The organism is Paenibacillus sp. FSL F4-0097, from assembly GCF_038593125.1.
Taxonomy (GTDB): Bacteria; Bacillota; Bacilli; order Paenibacillales; family Paenibacillaceae; genus Paenibacillus_AQ; species Paenibacillus_AQ odorifer.
This window is the reverse complement of the sequence record NZ_CP151965.1, coordinates 2078593-2101772: the sequence shown is the minus strand read 5'-3', so window position 1 is coordinate 2101772 and position 23180 is coordinate 2078593. Positions and strand designations below refer to the sequence as shown.

Annotated in this window: 24 protein-coding genes; 9 read left to right on the top strand and 15 right to left on the bottom strand. The window is 43.7% G+C overall.

The window, feature by feature from the left end:
* The first annotated feature begins 155 nt into the window (after nucleotides 1-155).
* Together MHH86_RS09320 and MHH86_RS09315 are read left to right on the top strand one after the other, a co-directional pair.
* Complete coding sequence (locus MHH86_RS09320; RefSeq protein ID WP_036684044.1) at nucleotides 156-1046, top strand: sugar ABC transporter permease; 891 nt, start codon at nucleotides 156-158, stop codon at nucleotides 1044-1046.
* The gene (locus tag MHH86_RS09315) at nucleotides 1046-1879 is read left to right on the top strand and encodes a carbohydrate ABC transporter permease (protein WP_036684045.1); all 834 of its coding nucleotides are present in this window, start codon (nucleotides 1046-1048) and stop codon (nucleotides 1877-1879) included. The genes MHH86_RS09320 and MHH86_RS09315 overlap by 1 nt, the downstream gene beginning before the upstream one ends.
* Here MHH86_RS09315 and MHH86_RS09310 read toward each other — a convergent pair whose 3' ends face one another.
* Nucleotides 1880-2047 (bottom strand): hypothetical protein, encoded by a 168-nt coding sequence (locus MHH86_RS09310; RefSeq protein WP_342479689.1) that lies wholly within the window; start codon nucleotides 2045-2047, stop codon nucleotides 1880-1882. It abuts the gene before it with no gap.
* Between the two features lie 511 nt (nucleotides 2048-2558).
* Here MHH86_RS09310 and MHH86_RS09305 point away from each other — a divergent pair.
* On the top strand, nucleotides 2559-3743 hold the full coding sequence (locus MHH86_RS09305; protein ID WP_342479677.1) for an IS256 family transposase: 1185 nt from the start codon (nucleotides 2559-2561) through the stop codon (nucleotides 3741-3743).
* Nucleotides 3744-4272: 529 nt separating this feature from the next.
* Here MHH86_RS09305 and MHH86_RS09300 read toward each other — a convergent pair.
* The 5 genes from MHH86_RS09300 to MHH86_RS09280 all read right to left on the bottom strand — a co-directional run bounded on the left by MHH86_RS09300 (nucleotide 4273) and on the right by MHH86_RS09280 (nucleotide 9093).
* Nucleotides 4273-5325, bottom strand: a complete 1053-nt coding sequence (locus MHH86_RS09300; protein WP_256717423.1) for a CapA family protein — start codon at nucleotides 5323-5325, stop codon at nucleotides 4273-4275.
* 85 nt (nucleotides 5326-5410) lie between these two features.
* On the bottom strand, nucleotides 5411-6070 hold the full coding sequence (locus tag MHH86_RS09295; protein WP_036684047.1) for a class I SAM-dependent methyltransferase: 660 nt from the start codon (nucleotides 6068-6070) through the stop codon (nucleotides 5411-5413).
* 152 nt (nucleotides 6071-6222) lie between these two features.
* Nucleotides 6223-7245 (bottom strand): SDR family oxidoreductase, encoded by a 1023-nt coding sequence (locus tag MHH86_RS09290; protein WP_076100000.1) that lies wholly within the window; start codon nucleotides 7243-7245, stop codon nucleotides 6223-6225.
* 35 nt (nucleotides 7246-7280) lie between these two features.
* On the bottom strand, nucleotides 7281-8129 hold the full coding sequence (locus tag MHH86_RS09285) for an NAD(P)-dependent oxidoreductase (protein ID WP_036684049.1): 849 nt from the start codon (nucleotides 8127-8129) through the stop codon (nucleotides 7281-7283).
* Nucleotides 8130-8160: 31 nt separating this feature from the next.
* Nucleotides 8161-9093, bottom strand: coding sequence for an aldo/keto reductase family protein (locus tag MHH86_RS09280; protein WP_036684051.1), 933 nt, complete (start codon nucleotides 9091-9093; stop codon nucleotides 8161-8163).
* Nucleotides 9094-9267: 174 nt separating this feature from the next.
* On the opposite strand from MHH86_RS09280, the gene MHH86_RS09275 reads away from it, so the two are divergent.
* On the top strand, nucleotides 9268-9612 hold the full coding sequence (locus MHH86_RS09275) for a helix-turn-helix domain-containing protein (RefSeq protein ID WP_036684053.1): 345 nt from the start codon (nucleotides 9268-9270) through the stop codon (nucleotides 9610-9612).
* Between the two features lie 1120 nt (nucleotides 9613-10732).
* Here the strand turns inward: MHH86_RS09275 and MHH86_RS09270 are convergent.
* The 7 genes from MHH86_RS09270 to MHH86_RS09240 all read right to left on the bottom strand — a co-directional run bounded on the left by MHH86_RS09270 (nucleotide 10733) and on the right by MHH86_RS09240 (nucleotide 17126).
* Nucleotides 10733-11734 carry an anti sigma factor C-terminal domain-containing protein gene (locus tag MHH86_RS09270; protein WP_076100002.1) on the bottom strand — a complete coding sequence of 334 codons (1002 nt, stop codon included), beginning with the start codon at nucleotides 11732-11734 and terminating at the stop codon, nucleotides 10733-10735.
* On the bottom strand, nucleotides 11731-12222 hold the full coding sequence (locus MHH86_RS09265; protein WP_076100003.1) for an RNA polymerase sigma factor: 492 nt from the start codon (nucleotides 12220-12222) through the stop codon (nucleotides 11731-11733). The genes MHH86_RS09270 and MHH86_RS09265 overlap by 4 nt, the downstream gene beginning before the upstream one ends.
* A gap of 142 nt (nucleotides 12223-12364) precedes the next feature.
* On the bottom strand, nucleotides 12365-13579 hold the full coding sequence (locus tag MHH86_RS09260; RefSeq protein ID WP_143758644.1) for an S-layer homology domain-containing protein: 1215 nt from the start codon (nucleotides 13577-13579) through the stop codon (nucleotides 12365-12367).
* 200 nt (nucleotides 13580-13779) lie between these two features.
* Nucleotides 13780-14916 carry an ABC transporter permease subunit gene (locus MHH86_RS09255; protein WP_076100006.1) on the bottom strand — a complete coding sequence of 379 codons (1137 nt, stop codon included), beginning with the start codon at nucleotides 14914-14916 and terminating at the stop codon, nucleotides 13780-13782.
* 5 nt (nucleotides 14917-14921) lie between these two features.
* Complete coding sequence (locus tag MHH86_RS09250) at nucleotides 14922-15785, bottom strand: ABC transporter ATP-binding protein (protein ID WP_076100008.1); 864 nt, start codon at nucleotides 15783-15785, stop codon at nucleotides 14922-14924.
* Nucleotides 15775-16599 (bottom strand): hypothetical protein, encoded by an 825-nt coding sequence (locus MHH86_RS09245; protein ID WP_038569608.1) that lies wholly within the window; start codon nucleotides 16597-16599, stop codon nucleotides 15775-15777. The genes MHH86_RS09250 and MHH86_RS09245 overlap by 11 nt, the downstream gene beginning before the upstream one ends.
* Nucleotides 16596-17126 carry an RNA polymerase sigma factor gene (locus MHH86_RS09240; RefSeq protein WP_051491311.1) on the bottom strand — a complete coding sequence of 177 codons (531 nt, stop codon included), beginning with the start codon at nucleotides 17124-17126 and terminating at the stop codon, nucleotides 16596-16598. Before MHH86_RS09240 ends, MHH86_RS09245 begins: the two co-directional genes overlap by 4 nt.
* Nucleotides 17127-17444: 318 nt before the next feature.
* Here MHH86_RS09240 and MHH86_RS09235 point away from each other — a divergent pair, with 318 nt between their 5' ends.
* From MHH86_RS09235 to MHH86_RS09220, 4 genes are all read left to right on the top strand, one after another.
* The gene (locus MHH86_RS09235) at nucleotides 17445-17975 is read left to right on the top strand and encodes a hypothetical protein (RefSeq protein ID WP_076100009.1); all 531 of its coding nucleotides are present in this window, start codon (nucleotides 17445-17447) and stop codon (nucleotides 17973-17975) included.
* A gap of 664 nt (nucleotides 17976-18639) precedes the next feature.
* A complete protein-coding gene (locus tag MHH86_RS09230; RefSeq protein WP_051491321.1) occupies nucleotides 18640-19548 on the top strand; it encodes an ROK family protein in 909 nt (302 codons plus the stop codon).
* Between the two features lie 38 nt (nucleotides 19549-19586).
* Nucleotides 19587-20204, top strand: a complete 618-nt coding sequence (locus MHH86_RS09225) for a sugar O-acetyltransferase (RefSeq protein WP_038569607.1) — start codon at nucleotides 19587-19589, stop codon at nucleotides 20202-20204.
* Nucleotides 20205-20270: 66 nt separating this feature from the next.
* On the top strand, nucleotides 20271-21470 hold the full coding sequence (locus tag MHH86_RS09220) for an MFS transporter (protein WP_076100029.1): 1200 nt from the start codon (nucleotides 20271-20273) through the stop codon (nucleotides 21468-21470).
* Nucleotides 21471-21781: 311 nt separating this feature from the next.
* Here the strand turns inward: MHH86_RS09220 and MHH86_RS09215 are convergent, their stop codons facing one another.
* Together MHH86_RS09215 and MHH86_RS09210 are read right to left on the bottom strand one after the other, a co-directional pair.
* Entirely contained in the window at nucleotides 21782-22189 is a 408-nt protein-coding gene (locus tag MHH86_RS09215) for an HAD hydrolase family protein (protein ID WP_081382534.1), read from the bottom strand.
* A 32-nt stretch (nucleotides 22190-22221) separates the two neighbouring features.
* A complete protein-coding gene (locus tag MHH86_RS09210) occupies nucleotides 22222-22560 on the bottom strand; it encodes a hypothetical protein (RefSeq protein WP_038569602.1) in 339 nt (112 codons plus the stop codon).
* A gap of 218 nt (nucleotides 22561-22778) precedes the next feature.
* Here MHH86_RS09210 and MHH86_RS09205 point away from each other — a divergent pair, with 218 nt between their 5' ends.
* Entirely contained in the window at nucleotides 22779-23114 is a 336-nt protein-coding gene (locus tag MHH86_RS09205) for a potassium channel family protein (protein WP_036684066.1), read from the top strand.
* Nucleotides 23115-23180 lie beyond the last annotated feature (66 nt).

Genomic DNA, 23180 nt, shown 5'->3' with positions numbered 1-23180 from the left:
ATTTCAGTTCACCTTTTTACCCCTAACTGTACTCTTAAATCCATTTTTGAGTATAGGGCACTGCTCTATAATACACAATATAGACTAACCGGAATGGTTATGTGTGGCAAGCCTAGTCGATATTACCACCCAACAAATCAAGAAGAGGTGCATCCATGTTAAAATCACTCGGCAAAAGATGGCGCGAGAAAACAGAATTCGGATTATTCACTCTCCCAGTCCTAATCTGTATCGCTGTAGCATTCTACATTCCGTTTGCCATGACTATCCGCTATTCGATGACCAAATGGAACGGAATTTCGAAACACCCTAAGTTTGTCGGACTTGATAATTTCAAACAAATCTTTATGGGCGACACCAACTTCGCCAATTCAGCCTGGTTCACCATAAAGTATGCGATTCTGTACATCGTTCTCGTTAACGTGCTGGCCATTCTGCTCGCACTGGTTCTGGACATGAAGCTGAAGAGCACACCTTGGCTGAGAGCCGCTTTCTTTATTCCTTATATCCTCAGTCTTGTCATTGTCGGTTTTATCTGGAAATTTATTTTTATGCAAGGTTTCAACTCACTCGGAGAAAGTACAGGCTGGTCCATATTTGGTCTAAGCTGGCTAGGGACGCCGGGACTTGCTTTCGTCTCCATACTGGCCGTCTCCATCTGGCAGTCGATTGGTTTTTATCTGGTCATTTATATTGCTGGTCTGCAATCTGTACCTGAGGATCTCAAAGAAGCAGCCACAGTTGACGGCGCTGGGCCCATGAGAAAATTCTTCAGTATTACACTGCCACTGCTCGCTCCATCCATTACGATTTCTGTGTTCATGGCACTGACCAATTCGATCAAGGTGTTCGATGTCATCTTGTCATTAACCGGGGGTGGACCTGGCGGAACTACCTACAGTATCGCTTACGATATCTACCGGGATACCTTCCAGAACAATCTGTATGGATACGGTACAGCGAAAGCGCTTATCCTGTTCCTAGCCGTCTTGGTGGTAACCATTCTCCAGTTAGCATTCTTCAAACGAAGAGAGGTTGAGGCATAATGAATACAAACCGCAAAGCAGGCCGAATTATTCTAGAGGTTGTTATGGTCATCCTCTCTCTTCTGTTTCTATATCCGCTATTTCTGACGATTATCAACTCGTTAAAAAGCTTTAGCGAAGTCATGACGGATGTCATCGCCCTGCCGAAACATCTGGTCTTCGGCAACTATTCCTACGTGTGGAAGTTTATCAACTATCCGAAGCTGTTCCTGAACAACTTTGTCATTACCGGTGTAGGTCTTCTGGGTATTGTGTTCATTTCATCCATAGCAGCCTACAAGCTGGCACGGACGAAATCCAGACTGAGCGGGGTGATTTATTTCCTCTGCATTATGCCGATGCTGATTCCGTTCCAATCGATCATGCTGACCGTTCTGCAAACGGCTAAGACTTTAAATCTCTCTGAGAGTACTTGGGGACTTGGGTTGTTATATTGGGGTTTCGGTGCTCCACTCGCAGTGTTTATCTACCATGGATTCGTCAAGGGTATTCCGGTTGAAATTGATGAGAGTGCCACGATTGATGGAGCATCCGGCTTCCGCCTGTTCTTCAGTGTCATCTTCCCACTCCTGAAATCAGTCACAACAACCATTGTCATTATCGACGTAATGTGGATCTGGAATGACTTCCTGCTCCCGCTGCTCATGGTCAACGGCTCCCCAGATACCAAAACGCTGACACTGGCTGCCTACACCTTCGTGGGCCAATATACCTCAGATTGGCAATATGCGATGACAGCTATGGTCATGGCGGTGCTGCCATCGATCGTGGTATTCATCTTCTTGCAAAAGTATATCGTTAAGGGTGTTGTTGCGGGGGCGGTGAAGGGCTGATTATCTAATTCCAAACTTAGCTTCTGCATAAAAAGGGGGAGATCCATATGGATCTCCCCCTTTTTGCAAACGTTCCAATACTCTACATACTGCTGCAGTCAGCTTTTGATGCAGACGCTCCAATACTCTGCATACTGCTGCGGTCAGCTTTTGATGCAGACGTTCCAATACTAACTAGTAGTTTAACTGTATTTTGTACAACTATAACTCTGCAACTCGCTCGACCGATGGATATAGCTGTATTTCGTACAACTATTCTCTTGATTTAATGCCCTCTAGGCCGATTTTCTAGTTTTTAGTTGCATAGAATACACTTAAAAGCAAAATGGTCCGTTTTACATATAAAATAGGTGTATAGAATGCAGTTATTTCACAAACACAACGGTGATACTTCATGGGCACTCCATACGGACTCCATAAATACTCTCTTCATACTGCTTCAGTCAGCTTTTTATACAGACGTTCCAATACTCTCTGCATACTGCTACGGTCAGCTTTTTATGCAGACGTTCCAATACTAATTAGTAGTTTAACTGTATTTTGTACAACTATAACTCTGCAACTCGCTCGACCGAGATGGCGTAAAATAGTATGTGTAAGGACCTTGGAGTCTAGTAAACGACAAAAAAGTAGGGTATCCTTGGGATTGCGAAGTCACCAAGAAAAGGAGCCCTACTCAATGACCAGTATACAACAAAACCCGTTCAGTGATCTACTCGAAAATAGTCTCCAAAGCTTTCTGAAAGAAAAGATAGAGCTCATGCTCCGCGAAGAAATCAAAAATTACCTGGCGGTCGAACATCCGGAGGAGCCGAATACACGCAACGGATATTACAGCCGGACGTGGGAAACGCGTCACGGCCTCATCCCGGATTTACAAGTCCCTCGGGATCGGCAGAGCCAGTTCCAGACGGACCTCTTTGAGCCTTACCAGCGCCGGGAAGCCTGGCTCGAAGATACCATCATCCATATGTACAAAGGGGGCATGAGTACCCGAGATATTGCCTCGTTTATCGAGAAAATGTTTGGAACCTCTTACTCCCCGACCACCGTGAGCAACATCACCAGCACGGTGCTGGAAGATGTGGTCGCCTGGCAGGCTCGTCCGCTCGCCAAACGCTATTCCGTGATCTATCTGGACGGCATGTATGTCAAGCTCAAGCGCCAAAGCGTAGCCAGCGAGGTCGTCTATATCGCTATGGGGATCGACGAAGAAGGCCACCGGGAAATCCTCAGCTTCAGTATTGGGGGCAAGGAGAGCGCCTATGGCTGGCGGGAAGTGCTGCAAGACTTGCACCGCAGGGGTGCGCATGAGGTACTGCTGGGCGTTTTTGACGGGCTGGCCGGGCTAGAGGAAGCCTTTAAGGAAACCTACCCCAAAGCCGATGTTCAGCGCTGCGTGACCCACAAAATGCGGAATACATTGCCCAAAATTCGGGATACCGATAAGACTGAAGTTGTCGCCGATTTCAAGATGCTTTATACCGCGCCAGATAAGGATGTGGCCTTAGCCAACTTCGATGTGGTGCAAAAGAAATGGGGCAAGCTCTACCCGAAGGAAGTGAAGTCTTGGGAGGAGCAGCTCGACGTATTGTTACGGTTTTACGACTACCCACCCCTGATCTGGTACGCGATTTATACATCCAACCCAATCGAGCGAACGAACAAAGAAATCCGCAAACGGCTTCGACCGATGAACAGCTTGACTAACATGGATGCCGCCGAAAAGATTGTCTATCTGGAGGCCATTGGATACAACGAGAGATGGAGCCAGCGTGTCCTGCGTGGGTTTGGAGATGCCCAGACGAAAGCTGCGTTAACCCAAAAATTCGCAGAAAAGTATCCTCCAGCTCAGGAGAACTAAGAAGAAACCAACGGCGAAACTAATTGGTTCTGAAAGTAATTTTTCGCAGGGGGATCCCCCTGTCCCTTTGAAAACCATTCATATCCATTGTCCCAATGGATATCCTACAACCCTTAAAGATAATTACACAAACTTCTTGACGTTACCTCGACCGATGGATATAGCTGTATTTCGTACAACTATTTTGTTGATTTATTGCCCTCAAGGTCGATTCTCTAGTTTTTAGTTGCATAGAATACACTTAAAAGCAGAATGGTCCGTTTTACATATAAAATAGGTGTATAGAATGCAGTTATTTCACAAACACAACGGTGATACTTTATAGGCACTCCATAGGTATTCCATACGCCACATCCTACGTACACCATACGTACTCCATTCGTACTCCATACGGACTCCATACGTACTCCATACGGACTCCATACATACTCCATTCGTACTCCATACGGACTCCATAAGTACTCCACACATTTCGCATTCCAACGAGATCGAGCGCAATCCGTGAATAGTTAATCAGAGTTTGTATTAATTAAAGCGCCTTCTCCGTGACCCTGCCGTTAGCATCTATGTTGGCATTAAAAGATAGGGTGTTCATGAGCTTAATCGTTTTCCTATTGTAGGAATCATCCATAAAATTAGGCTGTCCGCCAATGATTTTGACAGGGGTAATTTTGCTGGTCATCTTGGAGTCCTTAATCTCAACGTTCAATAGCATAGAATTAAGTGTTTTTTCCCCACCACGTGTGGAGCGATTAAACACAAAATTCCCAAGTGAATAATAAATGGGCTTGTGCTTATAGTATTCGATGCCCATAAGGCAGTGACTGTGTGCGCCAAGAATTAAATCCGCCCCGCTATCAATCATCTGTTTAGCTAGTGTGCGTGCGTACTTTTCAGGGAAATCCTTAAACTCTTCATTCCAGTGAATATATACGATCGTGTAATCATTCTCCTTGGACATCTTCTGAATGGCGCTAAGCATAGGCTGCGAGGTGTAAGCTGAAGCGGCTCCCGGTTTGTTTTTGCCGGCATACCACGAAGGATTTGAAAGCACACGGCTAACGCCAAGGATGGCGATCTTTTTCCCTTTTACCGTCTTAGTATAAGGCTTGAACGCTTCATCTTCGTCTTTGCCAGCTCCTGTATGGCCAATCTTGTTTCGATCCAAATGGATCAGCGTGTCGAGCATAGCGTCTTTTCCATAATCCAAAATATGATTATTCGCCAAGGACACTCCATCAATCCCGGCATAGGTTAAGCCACCTAACGTTGCTGGTTTGGATCTGAAGGCAAAGGTTTTCTCTGCCGCTTTCCCTCGGATAGACACAGGCGTCTCCAGATTGGCGAAGGCGATGTCAGCCTTTTGCAGCGTAGATGCGACCTTTACAAACGGAAAGTTCACCCCATATTTAGCAATCTGATCGCCAACAAAACCATCCAAAAGGATATCACCCGCAAAAGCAAGCTTTATAGGATCTGAAGATAGTGAAGCTGCACTGGAAGCAGATGTCACAGGAACTATTAGTGATAACATAAGTGTAATAAGTGCTATTCTACGCAAAACCTTCGATCCTAATCTCAAAAAACACAGCCTCCTCTCATCTTTTTATTAGCTATGATCCTAGCATACTGGAAAGAGGTTACTAAATTAAGAGTAGAAAGACCTGTTATTCCTTTGCTTTTTTCAGAACGGCTCTGAAGCAATTTAATCCGCCCCACGCATCCGTATGCACAGCATCCGCAGGCAACTCAAAATCCGTCTCCCCCCAATACTGAAATCCAGTTTGCAGCAGCAGGTCATTCATAAGACTCAGATTTACCGTCGGGTAATCAAATGTCAATACCAATAATCCTTCTTCGTTCAACGTCCGGTGAAATTCCCGTAAAGTACCCACTGTATCCTCAAAGCTCAAATGCTCTAATACTGATATGCAAAAGACAGTGTCAAAGCTCTCATCCTCATAAGGCAGATCCGTCAGATTAGCTTGAGCGAAATGCAGGTTGTTTGTTCTTCTAGCGATAACCTGCTTCGCCGCTTTTTCCCCAATCTCATTCTCAATACATTCTTGGATAGCTTTCGGGTAAATAACCCTACTGTCCTTATCGCAGGCATAGACCTCTGCACAAACCCCTGCCAAATAAAACTTCAAGGGATGAGGAATCCCACAGGCGGCATCCAGCACAACACCATGCGGAGAAATAAAGTTAATACACCACTCATATTCAAAGGGACGGCTCCACCATGATTCCGGCAGATCATAAATCAACTTCTCACGACGTGCATCTGAATTTACGAAAAAACGCGAGACAAAGGGATGGGTTGGCATGGCCAGGACTCCTTTTTCAACGGAATTTTAGGTAGTGAGAGTATATTCATGATTTGCTGATTCATTCCATAACCTTACATTGAACGAGACAAACCCAAAAAAACGGCTGCTCCCTTAGGAACAGACCGTCTTTAAATATAACTGTATAAACCTTATGCGTAGAATGAAAGAGGTTTGGCCTCAATTCCATGTCTCTCGATCAACTTATCAAGTAACGCAGACCATTCCGCATCGACTGTACATTGCTCAGGATGTGCCTCGAACCAAGCAACCGACTGCTTGATCCCTTTGGAGAAAGGCACAGTAGCCTGGAAGTCAGGCACGAAACGTTTGATTTTGCTATTATCAAAAACACTGCTTACCGCTTGATCACCGATCAAGCCATCCGCTGTCCCTGGAGGGGAAAAGGCTGCGATAAAGTCTGTGGAGATATGCACAACTTTAGGTTCCACACCTGCCGCTTGTCCGATGGCCGCGTAAATCTGATTCCAATTTAATACCTCGTCGGAAGTTATATGAATGGCCTCACCTATCGCTTCCGGATGTCCAAGCAATCCAACGAAACCTTTGGCAAAATCCGAATTATGCGTCAGTGTCCACAAAGAGGTTCCATCTCCATGTATGACTAAAGGTAAGCCGCGGCGGATACGATCGATCAGTGACCAAGGATGCTGGCCACTCGTAAGTGCCGCAGGGATGGCTGTATTTCCATAGGTATGGGAAGGACGAACAATCGTAACCGGGAATCCGTTCGCCTTGTAAGCTTCCATCAACAGCTGCTCACACGCAATTTTATTCCTCGAATACTCCCAATAAGGGTTCTCCAGCGGTGTCTCTTCTGTAATTACATAATTACGCTGCGGCTTCTGATAAGCAGAGGCTGAGCTGATGAAAATGTACTGCGTCGTTTTACCAGTGAACAGGTCAATGTCTGCCTGCACATGTTCCGGTGTAAAAGCAATCCAGTCTACCACTACGTCAAATTCGTAATCTCGTAATACTAATGCGGCTTCTGCCGGATTACGAATGTCTCCTTTAATTACTTTTGCACCTTCTGGAACGAATTCATCCCGCTGTCCTCTGTTGAACAAATACAGCTCGATTCCTTGAGCTACAGCCAACGGGGATACAGCCTGACTAATTAATCCCGTACCTCCAATAAATAAGACCTTCATTTTGCACGCTCCTTATAGTGAATCCGGCTCGTTATTTACTGGTTAACATAATCTCGCCATACGTGCTTCGGCTGCCAATTCAGCAGCTTTTTGGCCTTCTCATTACTGAGTAGCGACTCGTGACCCTCCAGCGGCTGGCGGAAATCCGTCACCTCTGGATAACGTGCGGCCATTAGCTCTCTGCTAGGAACAGCCATGCTGGTCTCATCTGCACATATATTAAGAGCAACCGCGCCCAATCCATCCGTTTCGATTGCCAATTGGCAAGCTGTTGCTACATCCCGTGTATCAATATAACTCCATAGAATCCGATCGCGCTGCGCTGGATCATGAATGAAGGAAGGGAAACGTTCATACGCCGATGGATCAATAACATTTCCGATTCTTAGGGAAACGACCTGTATACCCTTTCTGCGATAGAACATCTCAGCGGTTTGCTCATTCACAACCTTAGACAGACCGTAGCTGTCTTCAGGCAACTGTGGATGCTCCTCATCCATAGGCACATACTTCGGCCCCAAAGGATTAACCGCAAAACAGATTCCGTAGGAGGATTCACTGGAAGCAATCACTGCTTTTCGAATCCCGAGACCCGCTGCAGCCTCCAAAATGTTATAGGTAGATACTACATTATTTTGAAAGGTGACCTCACTCGTCTTTATATTTGCAGCTGGGATCGCAGCCAAATGTACAACTGCATCAGCGCCAGCAAGTACACCATATACTTCACCCAAATTATTCAAATCAGCAATCATCGTTGGGCACAAAGAATCTGCGGATTTTTGCGTATCTACATTCACAACCTCATACCCTTGCTCTACAAAATGCCGGACCACCCATCTGCCCAACATCCCACTGCCGCCTGTAACAACTACTTTCGCCATGAGCGTGTCTCCTTTTTTATGAAGCTAACAACTACTCCAGAATCTCCTCAATCTGCTTCAAAATCTCTTCCGAAAGCTCCATACCCGAAGCCTTAACATTCTCTTCGACCTGCTGCGGACGGCTGGCACCCACCAGTGCACTAGCTACATTAGGTTGACGCAAAATCCAAGCCAAAGCCAAATTCCCAACAGAAATATTCAGTTCCGTGGCGATCCCACTCAATTGGCGGACTTTTTCAATCTTTTCTTCTGTAATCGAATCTTTTAATCGATCCAGCTTAGCAGCACGGCTATCCTCAGGGATGTCCGTGTTATACTTTCCAGTTAACAGCCCTTGAGCCAGTGGAGAAAATACCACCTGTCCAATCCCACGGCGCTCACCGAGCGGAATAATCTCTTTCTCAATATAACGGTTAAACATATTATAAATCGGCTGATTAACAACAATATGATCTAGCAAATAGCGGTCTGCTACAGCTAACGCATCGGTCATTTGCGCCGCCGTCCACTCACTAACACCGACATAATATACCTTGCCTTGCCGAACCAGATCATCCAGCGCACGTAAGGTTTCTTCAATTGGAGTTTCCGGATCAAAACGGTGGCAATACATAATATCCACGTATTCTACTCCGAGACGTTTCAAGCTAGCATGACACTGTTCCGTAATATGTTTGCGGGATAGTCCACGGTCGTTAGGTCCCGAGCCCATTTCCCCGTATACTTTAGTAGCTAATACATAGGACTCACGAGAGTAGTTACGTAAAGTCTCACCTAGTACTTTCTCGGCAGCACCTTTTTCATAAACATTTGCAGTATCAAAAAAATTCACGCCTAAGTCGTAAGCGGTTTCAATGGCATTAACAGCATTATCTCTTTCCACATAGCCTCCGTATGTCAGCCAGCTTCCCAAACTAATCTCACTGACTTTTAAACCGGTTCCACCTAATCTGCGATATTTCATAATAACTGCTCCTCTCCATAGTTCCGTGTTTGATTTTGGCAGGTTGCTTAGCACTCATATTCATTCTAGAATAGTTTGTATATAATAGAAAGAAGTGAAAATTAGTTTATTATATGATCTCTAGTGTAGTTACTATACTAGAGTATAGTAGCTTCACAAACAGGAGGAGATACCTTGAAGACAGCTAAATCTACTAATAATTATATCCCCAAAACCCCTGTTACTATTGAATGTAATGTTGAAAAAACACTTGAAGTATTAGGTGGAAAATGGGCCTTTCTTGTCCTCAGAGAGCTATTCGACGGCACGCAGCGTTTTGGGGCACTGCAACGAAAAATCACTAACGTGTCTCCCCGCGCACTGACCACTACGTTGCGCCATCTGGAGGAGCATGGTGTGCTTGAGCGTCACGTATTTCCGACTGTTCCTGTTACGGTAGAATATTCGCTTACTCCCAAAGGTGAGGATTTACATCAAATTTTGAAGGAAATGAAGCTGTGGTCCGCGAAATGGACTTAGCTTGAGCAGATTGTGACTGATGAAAAAAGAAGCTGTCCAAAAAGTAGAGAATTCTACTTATAGGGTAGCTTCTTTTTTATAAATTGGCTATACAATGGATTCTTACTTTAACCCATGGGATATGTGCGGCGTGCGGTGTGCGGTGTGCGGTGTGCGGTGTGCGGTGTGCGGTGTGCGGTGTGCGGTGTGCGGTGTGCGGTGTGCGGTGTGCGGTGTGCGGTGTGCGGTGTGCGGTGTGCGGTGTGCGGTGTGCGGTGTGCGGTGTGCGGTGTGCGGTGTGCGGTGTGCGGTGTGCGGTGTGCGGTGTGCGGTGTGCGGTGTGCGGTGTGCGGTGTGCTGTGTGCGGTGTGCGGTGTGCGGTGTGCTGTGTGCGGTGTGCGGTGTGCGGTGTGCGGTGTGCGGTGTGCGGTGTGCGGTGTGCGGTGTGCGGTGTGCTGTGTGCGGTGTGCGGTGTGCGGTGTGCGGTGTGCGGTGTGCGGTGTGCGGTGTGCGGTGTGCTGTGTGCTGTGTGCGGTGTGCGGTGTGCTGTGTGCGGTGTGCGGTGTGCTGTGTGCTGTGTGCTGTGTGCGGTGTGCGGTGTGCTGTGTGCTGTGTGCTGTGTGTGATGCGCCGCGGTGTGCGATGTGTGATGTGCGCTTTAGTGTAATTGGGGAAAAACTCCCTAAAAATAGCCGATATTCGCTAAAAAAGAGCATAATGAGGGAATTTCTCCCTAAAAATCGGGTTGATTCCTTTCTTTTTCACCAAATCAGGTAAATTACAGGGAGGTTTTCCCTAATTATAAGTTAGATGACCAAATATCTAAGAATTATAGGGAAAAATTCCCCAATTATAGAGTCGGAATGCGTATTTGGTTAACTGAAAACAACCGGAGATACCAGCGATTTCTGCGTCAAGTCATACACAAATTGCCGTTTGAGGTCAGCAGGCTATGCCTTGCCTTCAATCTACTACTGAAGCAGATCGCGGATAATCAAAAACGCAGAGCAGCGAAGATCCAATAGGAGGATGAATCGCTGCTCTTTTGACCCTTGCATTTTTGAAAATGAAGGAGAGGTCGTCTCTTTTCGTAGAAAATCCACCTGTAGAACAACCCTTCCAGCATTTTCACTATACGGATCTAGTATTTATCCACAATCGCGCCGAGAACTGCCGTATTTACATAGGGTTTTCCTTTGAGGCTTTGCAGCTCTTTCGCAGTTCCTGTAACAACAGCTCCCAATAGCTGTACATCACTGGCATCCGGCGCCGCTTTATCCTTTTTCAAGTAATTCGAGATTCGCTCAAACTCTCCGTAATGCTTGCCCTTCATCTGAAGCCCATAGGCTAGGGATTGTAAAAAATCCTCTGGTTTCGGTTTAAATAACCCTTCCCATTCCCCACCGTAGCCATATACTTGTCTAGCTGATTCCGGTAAGGCATATTTATTCGGACCGCTGTCATTCCTAATAAACTCAAGGTTCCTTTTATCGTCATACGTATCCACCCAATACCATGTCTGTGTCAAACCCGCCGGCAGCATCTTCTCTACCTCTGCCTGAGTGTAGCCTTTATCAAAAGAAACTGCCATTTCTACGAGCTTACCAGGTTCCATTTGTTCGAGTGCAGGCAGGTCATTCAGCACTTTTTCGTTATAATTCACTCCAGGCACATAAAACATCATTTCCCGCTGAGCATTTTGACTGTTATATCCTCGGTAGTATTCATAATTTTGCTGTGTCATTACCGGGTCAGGAACATTTATACTAGAGTACCCCCTATTAAGCAGAGAAAAACGGCTGCCCATATCGAAATACAGTTTTTTTGTATCCCATACGATGGGTACACCCTCAACAACTTTGTAAGTACTCAGTTCGACTTTACCCGATAGAAACCCTAAATCAAGCTCAGTTCTCAACTCCTGAAGGTTAGGACTGCTTATTTTCATCATGATCCTCTCTTCATCCAGACCACGCATTGCCAACCAGCTTGTCAGATGGGCGTTGCCCAGCATCCCGCCGAATAATACTATAACCGTCACCACTAGAGAAATGATCGTATTTCGAATCATTGTTTTTCGTTTTGCCTTCTTAATTACTTTTGAAAGGTTCTGATCATCCTTTTGTTCCCATGGAGCTGTCATTCCGCATCACCTCTATACTTTTTTTGAAATTGCTTGCGGGCACGAAACAATGCCGATTTCACTGTATCTGTCGTAATTCCCAGAAGCTCAGCTATCTCCTGATAGGACAGCTCCAGCTCATATTTCATAATAATTAGTTGTTTATGGAGCGGTAGAAGCTCATCCAACACTCTTTCGATGTCTTCTCGTTTCTCTTTTAACAGCACATGATCCTCTGGCAATTCCATATCCGGCACATCTACATAGTCAATAGGAATGACTATCCGCTTGCGGCGGCGGCACAGATCATAGTAGCGGTTGATCGCTACTTTATATAACCATGCACTGAATTTGTTCTCATCAATGGAATCAATATACAAAAGAGCCTTATACACCGTATCCTGTACGATATCTTCAGCGTCGGCTGCAGGTGCCCCGAGACGAATCAGGTATTTTTGAATTTCTAACATTTTAGGTTGAAGTATCTGATGTAGCTGCCCGGGCTTCATCCTGCACCTCCCTTCGTATGTATAACGATAAAGTTCTCAGAATGTTAGCTTATGAGGTAAAAAAATTATAAAAGAAAAGACGGCTGCCTCAGAAAGACATGCCGTCACATTTTAAAGAATGAATAAGGTTCCAGTACAATTCCTATATATCCGTAGGATTCATTGCCTGCTGAGCTGTAGATATGAGTATGGTTTGAACTTTCAGAGATTGTTTGTCAATAATGAAGCCTATATAGAACCCACCCTCCAGATTATCCATTTCAAAAGGTGACAATCGGGGCTCATACACTCCACCCTTGTTCTCAAACCAGTAACTCACTATAATCCCGTATTCGTTATCCACTGCAACGTATGTACCGTATGCCTTTAGCACATCTTCCAATGTACTTACCCCAGGTCGAATATTGTTCAATGTACCTATGTGGATTGGATCAATGCGCTCATTATCTTTATCTATTTTCCAAGCGTTCAGCCGACCTTCGGTATCATAATGTACAGATACTTCTTTATACATTTCATTATTGAATACATCTTGACCTGTTGAATCCCCGTAATGTTCCTCTACTAACATTCTTGAACTCCCAAAATCAATAAAAAGATTACGTCCACTATCCGCTATTCCGAAATCACTATCAGTTACCGGAGCCGCTATAAAGTCCTTCAAGCCTGTACCCTGTTCCGGTAATGACGGTAATAGACTCCGATCCGATCGTTCTTCTGGACGAGAATTTACAGTATATATTCCCTTAAGCTTGAGCATTCTCATCCATTGTATAGCCTCTGCTCTTGTAAGCGGGAGATTTCCTTTAAAACCGACTAAAGTTGGCTCCCCGGGAAGTGGAAGTAGAGAGTTACCCAGCAAATAAACGACGGAATCCGTGTCGTTGTAATTCATCCCTAGACCAGATACAACTAACCTTGCGGCGGCCATTCTGGTGATTGGAGTCGATCTTGCCACTGGATATTGTAGTCCAGTAACTGGATGATTCCACCACTTAGCCATTCTATACGGTGCTGCTGTCCATTCTTCGCCTATGCTAGTAGCCTTTGGATAGCCGAAAGAAAGATAAAATAATTTCAAAAATTCCGCTTCCGTAATCGGCTGATCCGGTCGAAAGCTCCCATCATCATAACCAACCATCAATTGGTTGCCTAACGCCCAGCGCACCCAAGGTTCAGACCAGTGACCTTGAATGTCAGTGAACAGTGAAGATGCCGGATCCTCCTCACCGTCCTCTTCCACTTCTTCATATGTCCCTGTATTCTCGTACGTTGTCGTTTCAGCATGAACTCTATAACTCACGTTGCCGCATGTCACAATTGTCCCCGAGATAAGACCTAGTACCAATAGCTTCATTATCTTCAATTTAATAATCCCTTTCGTTCTTATCGGTAAGGGGTTCCTGCTCTCTTTGTCAGGTTTATCGTGATTAACCCTTTATCTTAACTATCGGGTAAAAAGTCTGATTCGTAAATATACTGCTCTCCTTTTTCACAAGAAAAGCCAAAAAAGATCGCTCCCCTTCATAGCGGGAACGATCTTAACCTACCTACTACTTAGACCTTTAATCGACGTTCGAAAGCTTTGGGGATAAGCATTATAGCAAGTATACCTATGATTATCACCGAAAGAATTGACAAGGGTAGATGTAATATAGGGATGCCAAAAATGTTATAGGATACATATTTTACGATTAAGGATCTGCTAACCATTACACCTGACGGTAAAAAAGAGATTATTTTGCCCAACATTCCAGGCAAAGAGAAAAGGGGAAGAATAACTACGAATGCTGCCAGTCCAAGACTGCTTAAGCTACTCCGACACAAAGCGGATATCAGCGCCGTCAATAACAATAGACCACATGCAGCCAGCAAGGTTACAGCATATTTCAGGGCAAATCCCTGCAGCTGGGTTAAGGCATATGGAGTCTCATCAAAATAAAAGTAACTATTCAGCGGGGCATTCCAGCCCACGAAGCCGAACGGTAAACAGGCCAGCAATGTGCAAATTCCGTAAAAAAGAGTAACCCAGCTAAACGTAACTATAAATCCAGCTAATAGTTTTGCCGAAACAATCTTCAACCTTCCGTATCTACTAGATAGAATAAGTGCATCCATTCTATAGTTTTCCTCACCAGAGAACAAGGGTGCCAGCGCAAATACTAGAATAAGACCGATCAGAAGATCGCCGACGCCAGGCGAGCTTGAAAAAAATATATGTAATAAGTCCCAGTCCTCCGTTACATAAAACCCCCGTGGTTTTCCCTCCTCCAACATGGAGAGTTTTTTAGTAACATCTCTTAGTGCATATGATCCTGGTTCTTGCTTCTCCAATAAAACCTTCCGCTCTCTCAGCTCTGTTAAATTTCTGTTGAATTGATCTACCATATAAGCTGTACCAGCATAGTGTTGCTCCAGAATTCGTTTCATCTTCTCCTCTTTGGACCAAGCGCTGTCTTCGGCATATTCTTCTTTGAGTCTAGGAGCGTATTTCAAAACTAAATCTGCTTGAATCGGTCCTAGATGAGCGGCGATAGCTTCAGGCTTTTCCTTGTTTACAACCAATAGACTATCCGTACCGGATGGGTAGAAACTAACAAAACAAAAAATGGCTAATGCAGTACTTCCAGCTATAGAAATCCAGACTCTGGGAATCATAATTTTGCGTAATTCAAACATCACCAGACGGTTCATGTGTATCATCCCCTCCGAAAATAATGCATATATACATCTTCTAATGAAGGATTCACCATCACCGCATTCTCAACTGGCGAATCCTTGCTGACTATCCGAACCACTAGTCCAGTATCTGACTGCTGCACATTCACTACAGTTCCCTTCTCTTCGATTTGAGCCAGCAACCGTGCAGGGATATGAACCTCCCAAACCTCTCCTTGCAATTCATCGGTCAACTCCTTAATTGTTCCTTGACGAAGTAACTCTCCTCGCCCCATCAGTAGCACCTGTTTAGCTATATGATCAACATCAGAAACGATATGAGTAGACAAAATAACGATGCGCTCATTTGATATTTCAGAAATTAAATTTCGAAATCTTACGCGTTCCGAGGGGTCAAGTCCTACTGTGGGCTCATCCAATATGAGGATGCTCGGATTATTAAGCAATGCTTGTGCGATACCGAGTCTACGCTTCATCCCGCCGGAGTACTTTCCGCATTTTTTATCCATTTCACCGGATAGATTAACCGTTTGAGCCAGAACCTCTATACGATCACTCGCCTCCTTCTTGGTCAACCCCTTTAGGGCAGCAACATAATACAAGAAATCACGAGCTGAAAAATGATTGTACATCCCCAGTTCCTGTGGTAAATAACCAATCTGAGCCCGGTACTGATCCCCCATGTCATCCTTGTTTTGTCCATCTAAAAGTACATTTCCACGAGTCGGATACAGAACATCTGCGACAATACGCATCAATGTCGTTTTTCCTGTTCCGTTAGGTCCTAGAAGACCATACACACCAGGTGACATAGAAAGGTTAATAGTATTCAAAATTCGCTTTTTGTCGAAATCATGTACGATATTACATAGTTTAAGCTCCAATCAGAAACCCTCCCTTGCTCAATACTCTGGATTGAAACCTCATGGCTAAGACAAATAACACTGCCGACAGAACACCCAATCCCATTAACCAAAATAACTCAACCGACGTCGTCCAGCTCACTGCAAATTCTCCGGAAAATAAAATCATCCAAAAGAGAGGCAAACTGAAGAGTACGGTCGTTAATTGTCTAAAATTACGTATCAGCGTAGATAATACTGACGCTACCGCCGCATTCATTAGGATTGGGATGCACCATAGCAAGGTCATACGCAGCATAAACTCCTTTCCCCCTAAAGGGGTTACCATAGCAGTAACACTAAAGTTAATCATTAGTGAGATCAGCCCTGCCATAAGGAACCGAGCTTGCACATACCGATGCAACGGGATTCTAAAACTACGTGCGAGTTCTCCCATTCCACAGAGCGTATTCCGAGCCGTATGAGAGACGACCACCAGTAAAGGAATACAACCCACGATGGACAGAATAAACATAGGGCTAACAATCTCCGTAACACTCAGCACCAAATATCCTACTACAAACAAGATCACACCAAGCACAACTTCTCTCCACCATCCCTGTGAAAAAAGAATCCTCATCTGTTCCCGTACAAATAGAGGAACTGGTGGGACTGGCGCAGGTAAAGCCCGCTTGGATCTTCTCCACCTGCTCATGGCTTCTTCTGCAAAACCGTCAAGGAGTGGCGGTTCAGGAATGCACTTGATGGAATTCACGATCTCCTCTACAGACTCTGCTGTCATCTCATCCTGTAAATTTAGATTGAGGTAATCTTGATGGTTACGTTTAACCCTCATTTCCCTGCTCCTTTCTTTAGGGGTTGGGATATATCCTCTTGCTTGGAATACCTTAGTAAATCGCGTAATTTTATCAGTGATCGACTTACCCTTGACTTCACAGTTGATTCAGGTTCATGAGTTACGGCAGCTATTTCTGTAAACGTAAATTCATATTTATACCTTAACAAGAGCGCATCCCTCTGTTCCTCTGGCAGTGAGCAAATCGCGGCGTATACCTGCTTAACCTCTTCACGAAGTAATATTCCTTCAAGAAAGTCTCCTTCGACTGTGATTTCATCAGATAAGCTTTGATTCAACTCTGCTTGCCGAGCACTTTTGCTGCGAAAATAGTCAATGCAGACATTTTGCGCGATCGCCATCAACCAAGCTCGAAAACTCCCCTGTTTATTTTGATAGCTGCCAAGCTTGGCCCATGCTTTTTCATACACCGTCTGTGCAAGATCCCAGGCTAATTCGTCATTATGTATTTTCCATCTGATGAATCGATAAATATCGCTATAGGTATACCGAATTAATAATTCCACCGCTGCCTCATTGCCCTGCTGCGCTTCTGTGACCCATTTGTCCTCTCCGATTTAATTCCCCTCCAATCTACCAATCTACTAAATATAACGAAATCGCCTACAAAGTAGACGCATCACATTAAAAAGACCAACCAGAAGGTTCTGGCTGGCCGAATATAAATTTTCCCTAGATTATGTCCCCGGTTCAAATTATGAGTGAACATTCTCAGCTTGTATCTTAGTGAATTATATAACATTGATTCTATTAATTTCCATAGTGTACACTCATTACAAGTGGTCTTTTTGTGAAACTCTTCGGAAAAGGTGGATTATTGTTCGATGAAAAAAATGATGCTGTCTATTCTTTTAATAGTTTCTTTAATAGGTATAAGTGGATGTGCAGAGAGTAATATAGGAGATCTTAAGATAAGCGCAGGAGATCAAGAAATTAAAAGTACAACATTATCTAACACTAAATTAGCTAACGCGAAGAGTGACTTATCCTCAAACGCTGAAGCAAGTGGATTTGAATTCGCCTTTGAGCAGGATGCAGTAAAGAATATTCAATATTTAAAAAATGGAGAAATCATTACTCTAGACTTTGGAGATTCTGAGCCAGATAATGTATCGCTCGAAGATAGCGTACTAAATAAGAGTGGAGCTTATCAATTTTCATCCAGAGAAACACTAGAAGTTCCAATTACAAAAGAAGACGGTAAATATTCCTTTACGATCGAAAAGCATATGGCTTCTTCATTGAGTTCGTTTTACGAAGAGAACAAAAAAGACTATAGAGGCTTTAGCATAACGGCAAGCTGGGGAGAAAAAGAATATAGATATGCTTTTGTTATACAAGCGGATGCCAATTAAAGCTAACATTCTGATTTAAACCCGCTAATCATATTAGGCATTCCATCGAAATATTCAGGGCCCAGAAGTCATCCAGATGGCTTCTGGGTTCCCTTGAATAGAAATCTAACTATCTATTTTTTAAATATACAACAAATTGTTCATGCAACTCTAGTTCGGATCGTTTAAAGATCCCAGCCCTCGGAATTTAATTATTGAAAAGTAGGAATAACAAGATTATGAATTTGCTCTGACCCGAGTTTACTTTCAACAAAAGATATTTATGGATTCTTTCGCGATATTGATTATAAGTGATTTCAAAGCTTTGCTTGTCTCCCTGTGCATCCGGATAAACAGTGGATTTGTCATGAGCTCCAGACATTGTAAGAACCTCCTCTTGACCTTACATTTAATTAGACACCGCAGGTTGATTAAAAGCCACATGTCATTTCAAAAAAATCCACAATAAAAAACTGTCGATTGCTAGACAATTATATAGAGCCAAGTTATAGTATTGATAATACTTTTAATAACTATTTTCAAAAGTCTAGAGGTGAATAAAATAAACCAAATCGCAAACAATTCTATTCGTGTTAAAAAGATAAATCAGGAGCTTATCAAGCAGGCCTTGAAATCGATGAAAGAAGGAACCAAATCCACGATTGCAAGTGCCACCGGATTAAGTATTGCTACCTGCGGAAATATCCTGAATGAACTTCTGGAGACTGGTGAAGTCATTGAGACTGAACTGGAGGCATCAAATGGAGGTCGACCGGCCAGACGATTTATCTATAACGCTGATTTTTCCTATATTGCATGTATCTATGCCAAAATTGAGGATGGCCAGAAATCCATAACCTATGCGGTGACCAATTCAGTTGGTGATCGTGTGGATCATGGATGGATGGAATTAGAGTACATAGATGCTGCAGCCATCGACCATCTGCTGGATACGCTTATCCAACAATATAACAACATCAAGGCAGTCGGGATTGGAATTCCCGGCCTTGCTCACCAAGGTGTCATTAATATCTGTGACATTAAAGAGTTAATTAATGCTCCCTTAGAATCACTGCTCAGAGAAAAATACGAGCTTGAAGTCACGATTGAAAATGATATGAATCTGACCGTTTACGGGTTCTATAAACAGCAGGATTATGAAGAGGATAAAACCATTGTCGTGGTGACCTTTATCAAAGGAGCTTTTCCAGGCGCCGGGATGATGATCGACGGGCATATCCACAAAGGTAATACTAGATTTGCTGGTGAAGTCTCTTTTTTACCGTTTGGAATCTCGCGTGAACAGCAATTGAGTAGCTTGGACCACACGGATACCTTCATCCCTTTGGCGGCTCACACTATATCGTCCCTGATTGCAATTATTAATCCAGAGACCATAGCTCTCACAGGAGAACAAGTCAAACAAGAGAATGTGCGGCCGATTTATCAACGTTGTCTGGAAGTGATTCCAGAGGAGCATATGCCTCACTTAATTGTGCTGGATCAACCTGATGATCATTACATGAACGGATTAATTGCGATCACACTGGAAAGCTTAACCTACTCATTGCAGTTGGTTGAGAAGCGCCGTTAAAAACATAAAACTAACATACACTTCAGGAGGAACTACGAATGGCAACAAACAAAGAAAACATGATCGCAGGAAAGCTATATATGGCAGGCGGTGAAGAATTAGCAAAGGATAACAAAAGATCCAGAATGCTCACTCGTTTATTTAACAATACGACGGAAGAACAAGGTGAATATAGAGTAGAACTACTCAAGCAATTATTTGAGTCTACAGGAGAATCATTATATGTTGAACCTCCCTTCCGTTGTGATTACGGCAGTAATATTACCGTTGGCAATAACTTCTACGCTAATTTTGACTGCATTATCCTTGATGTAGCTAAAGTAACGATTGGTAACAATGTTCTCTTTGGACCTAGAGTAGGCGTATATACTGCTGGTCACCCCATAGATGCGGACGTGCGTATTAGTATGCTTGAATTCGGTACACCGATTACCATTGGAAACAATGTGTGGGTTGGTGGAAACGCGGTAATTAATCCTGGGGTAAAAATCGGCAACAATGTAATCATCGGTGCAGGTTCAGTCGTAACTAAGGATATCCCTGACAATGTAATTGCGGTGGGTAACCCATGCAAGGTATTAAGAGCAATCACCGAAGACGATAAGCAACACTGGGAAAAACTTAAAGAAGAGTATTACAGAGACATTGAGCAATAAAGTAACCCGTTCTGGGAGGATCTTAATTTGAAAAAGCGCTTCGGGGGATTTAACAAGATTTATGCCATGCAATTGGCGACCATCTTTTTAGGATTTATAGTGTTTGGCATATCGGAAAATATTAAAGGACCCGCCATTCCGCGAATCCAATTCGACTTTAATCTGGACGAGAAACAGCTTGGCTCCCTTTTATCCCTAAATGCATTAGGTTATTTGATCGCCTGCTCCTTTACAGCTGTATTGGTTCGGAAGTGGGGGATCAAGGCTGTCAGTATCATTGCTTTTGCATCCATGATATTTTCAGGAGTGTTAATCTATATCTCCCACAGCTACCCCTTTTTCTCAGCTTCTTATTTCCTGATGTACATCGGAAACGGAATGCTGGAGATTGGTCTTGCCATTTTGGGAGCACGCATCTTCGTAAAAAATACCGGGACTATGATGAACTTATCCCATTTTTTCTACGGATTTAGTTCAACCTTAGCTCCACTGCTGGCAACAGGACTCATGTCGGTAAGTATATTTGGCCATCCACTCGACTGGCGCGGAATGTATTTGATTATGCTAAGCTTATCTTTACTGCCTATTCTATCTGCCTTGCGCAGTACATTTCCGGGTGACGATCTTCCGCAAGAGGACCGGATCCCATTAAAAACGCTGGTCCGCGATCCCGCTTTATGGCTGATGGTGCTTATTCTTTCTTTCGGTGTAGTGTCAGAACTTGCAGTAGGTGGATGGCTAGTGAATTTCCTAGAAAAAGCATACTTGTGGGATACAGTTACAGCTTCTGGTATGTTGTCCACCTTTTTTCTCTGCTTCTCGCTAGCAAGGCTCCTGCTGGGGCCGGTTACAGATAAGATTGGTTTCAATCTATCGCTTATCATCTTTTCAGCCTTCTCTGCCTTATGTACGTTTGCTGCTATTTTGGGTGGGGAACAGCTCGCGTTTCTATTTGCAGCAGCAGGCATAGGTATCGCTATGATTTATCCGACCGTCATGGCGTTTATCGCAAAAAGGTATCCGCATGGCAGTGACACTGCCATCACCTTTACAGTTACACTAATGGGAGTCGGTAGCGTGATTGGCAACTATGCCATAGGTGCAGTAATCGAAGGTGTAAAGAGGCTTTACGGAGCAGAATCACAAACTGGCTTGCTACGTGGACTTCAAGCTGGGTATGGTTTTATCGGTTTATGTGCAGCTATATGCGCGATATCCGGTTGTGTTTTATATCGTTATTTAAATCGCCGCCAAGAACTTATATAGAATAGTTATCGCACTTACTTCTGCTCATCCCTGCAACAACCTGCTGATTTCATGGCAGGTTGTTTTGTTGCAAATAGCGACCAACCTCCCACCATCGGACTCAAATGACCTTATTGGCTTCGAAATAGGCAGAAACGAGGTTTTTCGGACCCCAGAGTCGTTATTGAGTTGTTTTTGTGCAAAAACCGCTGTCTTCTGACTTGATAACGCCTCCTGAGTCCGAACACTCCGCCTAATGAAGCTAAATCCTGAAATAGCGACTATACAGTCCGCAACAATGACCTCTGAGCTGGTGATCACCATCCCAACAATTATCGCAGCCCTCCCGCCAGCTCCATTATTTTTCTAACAATCTGCTCTTCACCACTACTAACCTTTTCCGTTGCAACTTCTCCCAAGGTTATATGATCGCCAACACAAACCGAGTGTGCGGAATGTCTGAACATTTCTATATCATTAGCATCGTTACCAAAAGCAATAAATTGCTGCGGTTCTATGCCTAAATTTTTTAGTCCTGTCCATTTGTTTACGCCTTGGGGACTTATATCCATAATATCTTCTTGTCCATGCTGGTAGATCACAATCGGCAGATTTTGCAGCTTATGTATAAGTTGTTCCCCGTTCAGACTGCTCAAAATAACTACCTTCACAATCTCATCCAGCTCCGATGGAGTTACATTTTTGGCGCGTTGTTCTGGATCTACATTTCTCCGCACCATTCCCGCCAACCATAGACCTAAATGCCCCTCATTTAATTGAGGATAAAATGATCGATGTCATCATAACGGATATCGATCTTTTCTCCGTTTCTTTTGACAAGATTTATATACAGAGGAGCTGCATCAACACTTCCGCCACCCACCAGCACATGGTAGTTTTCATTGATTTCATATTTACGGATGTACAAGCCTGAACCGACATCTTCAAAGGGATAACCTTCAAAATCCTTCCACGACAACGCCTCGCCTTGATGAGCTAGATCCTGTATTTCATCCATGGATAATATTGCAGTTTTTTTATCATTACAGGCTGAAAGTATAATCGTCAAAGCAAACAATAACAGCATTATCAAGCTACGCTTACTTCTCATTCATAAACCTCCAAACTCTATATATTGTTATTTATAGGAAAATATAAGGTAATAATAACATAGCTTAGACTTGCTTTGAATGGATTGCGACCAGTTTCTGCTCTGAGTGCTAGAAATTCAAGCTCCCCACATCCTCCTCGGTTTCTTCCTGCAAATCTATTTTAAATTTGACGTTAATTTGTTATGTATGCTCTAATATAAATGAAGGGTGGAGCTGCATGTTATCATTTTTACTAACTTTAAAACGTTTATTCTCGGGCTTATGGAAAGCGCTAAAACGTAAAAATTTCCAAGTATTATTCTTATTAGTTTTGATGACGCTGTTGTCTGGAACCATTTTTTATGTCAAACAGGAAGGTTTGTCTGTCCTGGATGCTATTTATTTCTGTGTTGCAACGCTTAGTACATTAGGTCATCCAACATTTGTTCCCCAGACAGCACTCGGAAAAATATTTACGATCGTTTACATTATTGCAGGCACAGGGTTGTTCTTGGGAATGATGGGGTATATCGCTTATGAACTGATCAAACAAACCGATAAAGATAACAATTAAATAATGGAATCCAGAACTCGTGACATTATTAACAGCCTTGTTAGCCGAAGCTGACATGGCTATTTT